The organism is Candidatus Hinthialibacter antarcticus (assembly GCA_030765645.1).
Taxonomy (GTDB): Bacteria; Hinthialibacterota; Hinthialibacteria; order Hinthialibacterales; family Hinthialibacteraceae; genus Hinthialibacter; species Hinthialibacter antarcticus.
In genome coordinates, this window is record JAVCCE010000074.1 from 24,732 (window position 1) to 35,808 (window position 11,077).

The following is an 11,077-nucleotide window of genomic DNA, read 5'->3' on the forward strand; positions in this document are numbered from 1 at the left end:
TAAGTATTCAAAGAGCTCTTACACATATTATAGAATCGAAGAAGCGGATCATTTTCGCTCCCCTCATTACTCATACAACATCCATTCTTTGATCCCCGTGGCGCCGCCGTCGCGGAAGATGGAATACTGATTGGCGTCCAGGTCGTATTCAAAAATATCAAACCCGTCATCGCGCTCGATCATTAGCATCCCGTCGCTGATGGATTGGACATTAGAAATTGTCGGCTGACCAAGAAACGGCTCGGCGATGGTGATGTGGCGCGTTTGGTTCACGCCGTCGCGGCGGGCGATCACTACCGGATGCGTTCGCGGCAACGATTGCGACGGCCCCTTCGCGAGAAAATATTTCGTCGCCCCGCCGCCCGCAAAGGCCAGCTGCAAGCCGCGCACTTCGCCGAGATGGATGGCATCGTTGCTCCAGGTTTGGATGTTGTCGATCCAGATGCGGTAGAACCCCTCAAAGCCCGACGCGCCGCTCAATCGAAATTGCAGAACATGGGTGCGCAATGGGTCTTCAAACGAAAATTCCGGCTGCGTTAGATCAATGTCAGCCTGGTTCCATTCTCCGATGGGTAATTCACCCTGCACGCCAATAATGAAGTGGTCGCGCTGGTTTGGGTTGAGTCCGTTCAGTGCAATTGAAAACTGGCTGAAGGTGGCGGCCTCGATTTTATAATCAAAGGTCAATCGTTGCGGCGCCGGGGCGGACGGGTTCACAATTTCATACGATTTGCCGATGCTGTTAAAGCCGCGCGGAATCACGATCCATTGCAGCGAATGTTCGCCCTGGGTCGCGTCGGTCGCCAGCCCGACGTTGCCGCTCCAATCGTTGAGCGTCTCGCAGTCGTCAGCAAAGCCGAACCGATGACGCGCTTGGATCATGAACGGCGCATCGGTTTCCGCTTCTAAAATGCCCACCGCTTCTCCCTGCCCGAACAGGCGCGGCGCTTCGAGATATTGATAGCCGGTGGTTGAGTCGCGCCATACCTGCGCGTCTTCAGAAACCTGAAATGCTTGCACGCCGTCAAACGCGCCCAGCGTGTGAAAAACGAAATCATAAGGCGCAGGGCCATCGGCGACTTCGTCGATGATGATGAGATAGTCTTCACCCACCAGCGCCGCCGTGCGGTCAACGCTGCCTTGCGGATACGCCGGTTGGCTGATTTTCGCCCGCATCACTTGCAGCAACTCATAAAAGGGCGGAAACAAATCAATCGGGCGTTCCAACTCGCTGTCAAACGTCTGTCCGGCTTCGCCCATCATGACGGCGTTGTGCGCGATGGTGCGGCGAAACCATCCCTCCTGCGTGGGCTGGCTGCTGCTGACCGCGCCGACGTCAGGCAGCCATTCGTTGCCTTGCCCGAACAACGAAACATGCAACTTATCAAAATGCCCATGCGCGGCGCCGTGCGGGCCGAAGTCCATCAGCGCGACCGGAAGCGATAGAAAATTGATTCTTCTCAGAATCGCAACGCCCATCTCTTCTTTCAATGAGGGCGGCGGCGAGAAAAAGGCCGGTTGATAGGCGCGGCCAAAAAAGAGCGTCTCAAAATCTGAACGCGGGCGCCCCAGTTCCTTATAGATAAATGTGAGAATTCCATCGAACAGATAATTCTCATCATAATGGGCGTTGCAAAATTCATAGAGAATGTCGCGGGAATACACGTTCTGGTTGGTCGAGTCATTGAGGTTAGGAAACGAACCATCGGGGAACACCATATCCAAAATTGAAACATGAGCGCGTTCGATTATTTCGTCATAGACAGATTCGCCGTGGGCTTCGGCGGCTTCCATCAAAAGATGAAGCGGCAGCAGCGCAAAGAAGTGATAGCCCACCGAGCCTTCAAACCACAAGCCATCGTCGCGGATGGCGTTGGCCTTGAGAAACGCCAGCCCGTTCCCGCCGCGCAGCGCAAACTCGACCATTGAAGAGTCATTGAGAATATAGCCGACCAGGCCCACGGCGGCGTTGTGCCACGACTGCCAGTTGCTGGTTCCCATCGGGTTGCCGCGAATGATTTCGGCGGCGGGGCGCAGCAGGTTTTCTTCGATGTGAATGCGGTCGGCGTCGCTAAAGGCCGCGTCCCAACGCGCCAGCGAATATGCCAAGGCAATGCGATGCAGCCAGATGGCCTCGCCCAAGGTCTCGGTGGTAATTCGCGCCGAACGCACGGTAGTGTTACCGAGAAAATCGTCAAGCGGCCAGGTCTTGTAGCGGGTCGCGTAGTCGGTCAACATCGCGCGCAGTAACTGGGCGTATTCCGGCTTTGGTTCGAGCGCATAGGCCAGCCCCAGCCCGCGCAGGCGGTTGCTCTGATCGTCGTGATAAAAGCCGCGCCAACCGGCGTCGTATTGCTCGCCCTGATAGATGCGCCCGTCGCTGGAACTGATGTGCAGATGCGGTTGTCGCACGTCGAAGATCAGCGGCGCGCCGTCGCCGTCGTTGGGGTCGTCGTCGCCGTCGCCCACGCCGTCAGAGATATAGCGCCCCGTCCAGCCCGCTTCGAGATCGAGCACCGGCAGGTTGTCTGCAACCACCGCGTCGCCAAAACGCAACGCGCTGGAATAAATCGCTTGCATATCAGCGGGGCCATTGCTTCCACTTTCGCGAATTGCTTGCAGGCGGTCTTCGTCAAAGAAAACATAGCGCGGCGCGCGTTCTTCGGCGGCGCTGGCCTTGATTCGCAATTCCGCATTGGCGCGAACGATAGGCGTTCCCGCCTCATCGCTGAGCGTGATTCTAAACTGCGCGATTGATCTATCCGCCGCGTTTTGCGCCGCGCGGATACGCAGGGGGAGGCGCGCCGTCGAAGCGCTCTGCACAACAATCGGCGACAGGTTTTCAACGGTCGCCGCAACCCCGCTGGTTTGTTCAGCAGAAACAAGAAACGATAGCGATTGCGCGTTGTGGTTCTCAATGCGAAACCGAAACGGGACCGCAGCGCCCGGGGCGCCAGTCATCGAAAGTGAACGCGGCAGCAGCAGGTTATCCAGCGAGGGGAACGGATACGCCGACTCAGGCTCCAAATAAAAATAATTAAACCCGTCTCCCTCAATCAGCACGTCGCTTTTCGGTACCAACAATCGCCACAGCGTTCCCGCTTGTTCAGAGGGAACGTCAGCGACCAGCGTATAGTCGCGATTGATTTCTGCGAGTTCGACGGATGAAACTGATTGTTCTGTTGAATCAAACAACTCAATCGTCTGTCCGAGTCCATCAAGGTGTTGGGTGCGCAGGCGTATCGAAACCGCGTTGGGCGGCGCATAAAAATAGAGCGTCGCCGACTGTTCGGGCTTGAGCAATTCGAGGGTCGAGGGCAATCCAAAAAACGGCGCGTCAACCACCAGCGCATAGCGGCTATCGCGGCTGGCGTTAGTGCGCAAACGATAGACGCCCGGTTCAGGCAAATTCAACGTCATGGTTTTTTGCGTAACCGGGCCAAACACGCCGCTGGCGGTTGCGTCGCCGTCGTCAGATGAAATGCCCACCGCGACGCTTTTATCAGACGCGTCGAGCGCAAACACCGCAAAGGCGTCGCTGCCTGCTTCTAAATTAAAATCCTGCTTGATGATGGTGAGTTGCAGTTGGGTTCCCGGGACGGAAACCAGCGCCTCGATGTTGCCGCGAACCGCAAGCGGAAATTCGATTTGCGTTTGTTGCAGCAAGGCCGCGCCTGGTTGGTGCGGTAATCGCAACCATTCGTCGCGCCGCTCTCTATCGGCAAACTGTTGAGCCTCCTGAGGCGACGGGTAGGTATCGCTGGCGGCGAATGGAATATTGCTAATGAAAACGAGCGACGCAATCCAACAGAAAAACAGGCGGTTCATCCATTCATCCCAATCTCAGCGTCAATGCGTCTTTCTCTTATGTGTATCGTACCGTATCCGCCAAAGTTACGCAAAAAGCCGTTCTGAAAATCCCTCTTAAAGAAGGTCTACAGGTGATATTGCGATATCCACTCTACGCGAATCTATGATATGCTTTATTGTCTCTACGCTTTTTTTTATGATAAGAACACTGAACCGTTTGATTGTTCGCCATGACATGATTTCAGGGGAAAAAAAATGACGACTCACAACTCACGCCGTCCGCATCGGCGGCATCGGGGTCGGCGACCGCGGGTCGGGCTGCATCCGCACCGCGAAAACGCTGGGCGCTGAAATTGTTGCGCTCGCTGACGATTGATTGCGCAACAACCAAGCCGCTTCCGTTGGTTCAGTATAAAATAAATCCACGCTCAGTCTGTCATGTCATAGTGCAGCCGGTAGTTATGAAAGATATCACCGAGTTTTGAATTCCCATCCACTACGCAAGTATCATAAGCAACGATGCGGTCCACTTTTGGGTAAAATTGCAACCGTCTCAACCAACCGCCGCCGCCTTCTTCACCCATGCTCTGAAAGTCGGTCAGAATTTCATACACAACGCCGCCCGCGTCATTGATGCTAGTTTGTAATGACAACGCGCCAACATGCCCGCACACCACCATAAAAATATTGTCGTTGGTTTTGACCAACTGCTCCCAAACCTTCACGCCTGCGTCGTTGCGGCCTTGGGGCGACATGTACTTATGCGTCGCCACAATCACGCGGCGGTCGGGATGTTGCTTCATCACGCCGTCCGCCCAAGCGAGAATTTCGTCCGATGGTTCATACTCAAGGTTCACGATCATAAACTTCAAGCCATCGACGTCTAAAAAACAATAGTTGTTATCATTGTCGTCGCCCATGCGCCCGCCATACCATTCATTCGTCTCATAATCACTGGCGGGAAAATATTTGTTGAAGAACGATGAGTCGCGCGTTTCGACGTCCTGGTCGTGATTGCCCGGCGCGACCGTGTATGGAACAACGCCGTCAAGCAGGCGATGGGCGTCGCGCGCAATCTTCCACTCATCTTCGTTCTCGTTACGGTTTTGAACGATATCGCCCAAATGAATCACAAACTGAATATTCTGGCTTTCGGCGTTATCGCGAATCCACTGGCATTGCGCCTGATACAGATGAGGAAATTTTTCAGAATAGAATTGAGTGTCCGGCATCAGCACGATGGTAAAGTAGGGCGGCTTTTGGTCAGCGTCATCTTGACCAACCGCGTGATACGCCAACACCGTCGCCAATACTACCATCAAGAAAAAATGAAATCGCCGCATGGTTTTCTCTCCAATCGACGCGTGGTCGCGCGTCTTGTTCTTTTTGTAACGAGGCAAAAGGCCGTGATTCAGGATATCTCCTGGCTGCTATTTTGTCTCTCGCTTTATTAAAGCGTTAAAAAGGTTTGACGGTCGATTGTTAAAGTGGAATTATTAAAAAACAAAACTCTTCGATCAGAGCGAATTCGAGCAAATTCATCTGTAGCCGCAACGCTTGCGCTACGCTATGATGTCATAAACGAAACGCTACTGTTCTATGGGATGCGGGGAATGCCGGACAACAAACTCTATATATGCGTCAACAAAGAAAACCAGGAGGTTTTCTTTGCCTCGATGATCAACCGAAAAGATTTTCACGCCAATTTGCGTTCGTCTCACGCAATCGATAAAGGCATGAGCTTGATTATGATCGAAGCGCCGCCCGATTGGGACGGAAAACCCATCCCGGCGGAGAGCATCACCAAGTCGTCAAAGTCATTCGAGGCGCACGTCATTTATAATGAAGGCCGCGGCTCGTTTCGCGTACGCATTCTCTCCGGCGACCAGAAAGACATGGTCGAGCGGGTACGGTCCGGTTCGATTAAAAAAAATATCCTCAGCGTAAAAGTTCGCGAAGTCGGCGCCATTTATGAATTAGACCTGAAAGGCCGCCTGGGGGTCGACTCGGTCGGTAAGATTCAACGCGCGTTGCGCGAATTGCCGGAGAAGATCAAACCGCTGTTATTTGACTTTGCAGGCGTCACTCACATCAGCAACGACTGTTTCGGCGTATTGAGCGAAACCCTGGAGTCATACCGGGAAAAAGGCCATGCCATCAATATTCTCGTCCCGCCAGACAGCCACATCGAAGAAGTCATGTCAAAGTCGCGCTTGTCGGCTATCATAGAAGTCTATAGCGACCGCGAGCAAGCGGTGACTGCGCTGTTAATGCGAACCTTTTCGTGACCCTTGTTATCGCCTGCCGTTCGGCTTTGATACACGCATTCTCAGCCATGTTTTGAAATTGCCCTGGAGTGAAGCGTAACCAACGACCATGATCCCGCTCAACCCTGAACGTCTCGACCAAATTAAAATGCTTGCAGACCAACTCGGGTTTCCACAACTCGACCCGGAACAATTGAACCTCGCGTTCTGTCACAGTTCATACGCCAACGAAGTAGACGGCTGCGCCAACTACGGCAACGAGCGCCTCGAGTTTCTGGGCGACGCGGTGGTCGGCTTCGCCGTGACCGAAGCGTTGTATGAGCGCCGACCCGACCTGCGCGAAGGGCAGCTCTCTAAAATCAAAAGCGTGGTGGTCAGCAAACGCATTCTCGCCAGACGCGCCGAAACGCTGGGGCTGGGCGATTTTCTCTTGCTCGGCAAAGGCGAAGAGCAAACCGGAGGCCGCACCCGCTTCTCCATCCAAGGCAACTTGTTTGAAAGCCTGGTCGGCGCCATTCATCTATCAGAAGGCATCGAAGCCTCCAAACGCTTTGTGATCGATCAACTGATTGAAGAAATCGACAAAGCCTCGCGCGGCGAGAGCATTCTTGATTACAAATCCATCTTGCAGGAAGAAGTACAAAAATCGTTCGGCGTCCTGCCAGCCTATCGGGTGATTTCCGCCGAAGGGCCTGACCACGATAAATTATTCGTCGTCGAAGTTTTCGTCCGCGACAAACGCATTGGACGCGGCGAAGGCAAGAGCAAAAAACTCGCGGAACGCGCCGCCGCCTCCAACGCGCTCAATGAACTGGGCGTTCAGGAAACCGCATAAATGAAAGTGCTGCCGCTTTACATGCCCTTTCAAGGCTGCGGCCACCAATGCGTATACTGCAACCAGCCGCTCATCGTCGGTTCCGAAGACGAGCAGGACTGCTGGGATGAACGCCTGCAATCTTTGCATCAAACCGACGATGAATACGAAATCGCTTTCTACGGCGGCACCTTCAGCGCCCTGCCCCGCGAGACCATGCAGTCTTGCCTGGAACGCGCCCGCCCCTATCTCGATTCAAACCACGCCAGCGGCGTACGCATCTCGACCCGCCCCGACCGGGTGGACAGCGACACGCTTATTTTTCTTTGGGAACGCGGCGTACGCACCATTGAACTGGGCGTCGAATCGTTTGACGACCGGGTCTTGCAAAAGAGCGGACGCGGTCACAACGCCCAGACGGCGCGCGACGCCTGCCGCCGCGTGAAAGAACACGGCTTTCAATTGGGCGTCCACCTTATGACCGGCCTGCCCGCGCAAAGTGAAGCCTCCTGGCGGGAAACGGTCGGCGAGGCGATCGAACTGCGCCCCCATCTGGCGCGCATCGCCCCCACGCTAGTCATCAAAAACACGCCGCTGCACCGCCTATATGAACGCGGCGCCTATCAACCGCAAACGCTCGACGACGCGCTTGCGCAATGCGCATTCGGCTATGTCCAATTGCGCCGCGCGGGGACCGTCATCGCCCGCATCGGCCTGGGCGTGTCAGACGCAAGCGGCGACGGGACCGACAAAATCGTCGCCGGGCCGTGGAGCCACGCTCTGCGCCACGACGTCGAATCGCTGCTGGCGGGCGAGACCATCGAACGCGCCATGCGTTTGTATGGCGCAACTCAAATCATCATTCACCCAAAAGATTATTCCATCGTCGCCGGGACGAAAAAATGCAACCTGCTTCGCTGGGCGCGACAATGGGGCGACGCCGTGGAAATTTTGCGCGGCCCTCAAGTCGAGCGCCATACGTTTCAAATCAACGGGCGTTCGCAGCCGCTGTTTTGGAGTAACGATGACTGATAGGGGGCGCATCCTCGGATTGGATTTAGGCAGCAAGCGCGTCGGCGTCGCTCTATCGGACGCGCTACGCATCACTGCGCAGCCGTTTGACACGCTCGAGTTTTCCAGCGTCAAAAAACTGATTGAAGACGTGCTCGCCATCATTGAGCGTGAATCCGTCTGTGAAGTGGTGGTGGGGCTGCCTAAAAAATTGAGCGGGGCGCATGGCGACAAAGCCGTCGAGGCCAAAGCCTTCGCAAAACAACTTCGCGAAACGGTCGGGGTTCCTGTACACTTATGGGACGAGCGCTTCTCGACCCATGCAGCGCAGCGCGCACTGCTTGAAGGCAACGTAAGGCGCAAAAAACGCAAACAGGTGATTGACAAAACCGCCGCCGCCTGGATTCTACAAGGCTATCTTGATTCGAAATCAATGGGATGAACCACGCCGCGCCTCAGACAAGACAATCTCCCCAAGCAGTCAGCGCAATCGCAGCGGCGTTGATTGTTCTGCTTGTCCTTGCGTTTTTTTATCGAAATGAATTTCTCGGGCCATTGCTTCACCTGCGCGGTTGGATCGCGGGCCTGTTGCCCCTGCTGATGTTTTGGGGAACCGCAGAACGCATCATTCAGCGCCTCGCCCCAAACGACGGTTCGAACGAACGCATTCTATACACAGCGTTTTTGTCATTCGCTCTCGCATCCTTACTCGGCTTCATCTTGCTGACGCTGCGCATCGGCAACCCGATTGTCTTCTTGACCCTCTCGGCGATTGCCATCGTTCTTGACCGCCGCGCCTGGGCGCAGCGCTTCACCGCGTGGATGCTTTTAGTTCGCAACGCCGAAGCGTCATCAAAAAAATTATGGCTTGCCATCGGCGCCGCGCTCTTACTTCTCGCCGTCGCCGCCAGCCTGCCGCCGCTTTGGTATGACACGCACGAATATCACCTTTACGCACCCGAACAATTCCTGCGCACGGGCGGCTGGGTCGCCTTTTCGAGCAACGTCTATTGCGCGTTCCCCATGAATGTAGAGATGTTGTTTTTGTGGCCGCTGGCGGTCGGAAGCAGCGTCGGCTGCAAAGTGGTGCTCTTCGCGTTCTGCCTGATCGGCGCCGGAGCAACGGCGTCGCTGGCCAAGCGTTGGGGCGCGGGACGCAGCGCCGCCTGGAGCGCGCTGATCCTGCTCGCGACCGGATTGCTGTTACGCGTACTCATGCAAGGCAAACTCGATGCAGCGCTGGTTGGCTCAACGGCGGTGTTATTGCTCGCCTATGAACGCTATCGCGAGAAAGCGAACTCACTCGACGGCTTAATGATCGCGGCGGCGATGGGGTTTGCGCTCGGCGCCAAATATGTGTCGGCGTTGTCGATTGCAGCGCCCTTTGCGGCAATGGTATTCATTGACGCGCTCGCCTCAAAACAATGGCGGCGCTGCAACGCTTTCGGGTGGTGCGCAGCCGGCGCCGCCGTGTGGTGCGCGCCCTGGCTGGTGCGCAACGCGTTTTTATATGAGAACCCGGTCTACCCGCTGCTGACGCCGATGTTAGGTGGAACGCCGCCGATTTTCGCCGATTTATTCCAAGCCGCTCATGCCCCCACGTCGGCGCCGTTGGCGCAGCAGGCGCTCGATTTCTTCTGGCTGCCGCTAAAAAAATCACTGCTCGAATCTATGCCGATTGGTTTCTCGCCGCTGTGGCTGGCGGCGCTGCCGCTGATGTTCACGAAGCCGCGCAATAGCGGCCTCGCGCACGGCGCCGCGTTTTGTGTAGTTGCATATATGGGTTGGTTTTTTCTCACTCAACGCAATGACCGCTTTTTGGCGCCGTTGCTGCCGCTGCTGGCGATCTTCCCCGTATTCGTCATTGCGCAATGCGGGCAATGCCGAACGCAGCGTACGTTGAAAATTTTGTTTTCTTTTTTTATTGTGATGCAACTCTGGCTGGGCGCGCGGGTGGTCGTCAATTCACAATCGGTCGGCTATCTTTCATCGCCCACGCTCGAAGAAATCTACTTCAGCGAACGCATGCCGCATTACCGCGCCATCGACTGGCTGAATCAACAAAGGCAAAAGAACCCTGCGCAAGTCGGCGGCGTTTTATTCGTTGGCGAGGCGCAGGCTTACGGCGCCAAGTTCACCGCGATTGCGCCGACGGTGTTTAATCATCATCCGTTAGCGAACGGCAATCTCAGCAACATAACCCATATTTTGTATAATCGTTCGGAACTGAGTCGCCTCACGAAAGGCTACGGCCCGTTGGGTTGGAGGCTCGGCCCGGTCTTGCAGCAGCGCATGGACGAACTCATCCAAAGCGGTAAAATCGAAGCCGTCTATAGCGACCCCGACTATCCCGATGTGATTAAAATTTTTCGCGTGAATCCATAAAAAAATGCCGGAGAGCACACACCCTCCGGCATTTGATTTGACTTGTGGCGTTTGACTTAGTCGAGCGGTTTGACTTTGACGTTAGCGAACAACACCACGTCGGTCGCATGGTGGTTTTGCAGCGCAAGCGGCCCGGCGTTGGGGAACGCATTGTCGGGGTCTTTCCAATCCAATGAAATTTTCCCGTTGATCCAAATGATGAAGTGATTGTCGATGCACATCACTTGCTGGTGCATCCATTTGCCTTCATGCACTTCAAAAAAGGCTTCCGGTTTCCATTTGCCGTCTTCGACTAACAGGTTGCCGGGCGCGCGTCCATAGATGCCGCCGGTGGGGTTGTTGATGTCATACGGGTCAACCTGAATTTCATAACCCTTGGGGAAGCCGCCGCCGGTTTTTACGGTGCGGACAAACACGCCGGAGTTACCGTAGCGCTTTTTGGGGATAGCGACGTCATACGCGCATACGTCCCACTGGACGATGCAGTTTTTAAAGGTGCGGTCGCTGAACAGGTGGCCGGTCCCGCTTTTGCTGACGATCACGCCGTCAACCACTTTCCATTCGCCAGCGTCAGGCGCCCAGCCGTCGAGGTTTTCGCCGTTGAACAGCAGTTCCCATCCTTCGGCTTTTTCCTGCTCGGTCAATTGGTTGAGTTTTCCTTCGGGCTTGTTGATGGGAAAACTGCGGTCGCCTTGCGCATAGGCGCTGACGCAGAGAAACCCTGCGGCGATGGCGAGCGATAAAAATGTTGTTGAAAAACGCTTCATTGAATTGCCTCCAGATACCAAGT

The 11,077-nt window shown here is 55.3% G+C and carries 9 protein-coding genes; 5 read left to right on the plus strand and 4 right to left on the minus strand.

Features of this window, described 5'->3' with window-relative positions; all coding sequences use genetic code 11:
* Positions 1–66: 66 nt before the first annotated feature.
* From P9L94_18990 to P9L94_19000, 3 genes are all read right to left on the minus strand, one after another.
* Complete coding sequence (locus tag P9L94_18990) at positions 67–3,828, minus strand: heparinase II/III family protein (protein ID MDP8246177.1); 3,762 nt, start codon at positions 3,826–3,828, stop codon at positions 67–69.
* A gap of 252 nt (positions 3,829–4,080) precedes the next feature.
* Positions 4,081–4,236, minus strand: a complete 156-nt coding sequence (locus P9L94_18995; protein ID MDP8246178.1) for a hypothetical protein — start codon at positions 4,234–4,236, stop codon at positions 4,081–4,083.
* A 2-nt stretch (positions 4,237–4,238) separates the two neighbouring features.
* Positions 4,239–5,153, minus strand: coding sequence for a metallophosphoesterase (locus P9L94_19000; protein MDP8246179.1), 915 nt, complete (start codon positions 5,151–5,153; stop codon positions 4,239–4,241).
* Between the two features lie 270 nt (positions 5,154–5,423).
* On the opposite strand from P9L94_19000, the gene P9L94_19005 reads away from it, so the two are divergent.
* The 5 genes from P9L94_19005 (at position 5,424) to P9L94_19025 (ending at position 10,287) form a co-directional block, all read left to right on the plus strand.
* On the plus strand, positions 5,424–6,098 hold the full coding sequence (locus P9L94_19005; GenBank protein MDP8246180.1) for an STAS domain-containing protein: 675 nt from the start codon (positions 5,424–5,426) through the stop codon (positions 6,096–6,098).
* Positions 6,099–6,186: 88 nt separating this feature from the next.
* A complete protein-coding gene (gene rnc / locus P9L94_19010) occupies positions 6,187–6,912 on the plus strand; it encodes a ribonuclease III (protein MDP8246181.1) in 726 nt (241 codons plus the stop codon).
* Positions 6,913–7,923 (plus strand): radical SAM protein, encoded by a 1,011-nt coding sequence (locus P9L94_19015; protein ID MDP8246182.1) that lies wholly within the window; start codon positions 6,913–6,915, stop codon positions 7,921–7,923.
* Entirely contained in the window at positions 7,916–8,344 is a 429-nt protein-coding gene (gene ruvX, locus P9L94_19020) for a Holliday junction resolvase RuvX (protein ID MDP8246183.1), read from the plus strand. The genes P9L94_19015 and ruvX overlap by 8 nt, the downstream gene beginning before the upstream one ends.
* Positions 8,341–10,287 (plus strand): hypothetical protein, encoded by a 1,947-nt coding sequence (locus tag P9L94_19025; GenBank protein ID MDP8246184.1) that lies wholly within the window; start codon positions 8,341–8,343, stop codon positions 10,285–10,287. Before ruvX ends, P9L94_19025 begins: the two co-directional genes overlap by 4 nt.
* Positions 10,288–10,343: 56 nt before the next feature.
* Here P9L94_19025 and P9L94_19030 read toward each other — a convergent pair whose 3' ends face one another.
* Positions 10,344–11,054: a DUF1080 domain-containing protein gene (locus P9L94_19030; protein ID MDP8246185.1), complete on the minus strand. Its 711-nt coding sequence runs from the start codon at positions 11,052–11,054 to the stop codon at positions 10,344–10,346.
* Positions 11,055–11,077: the final 23 nt, after the last annotated feature.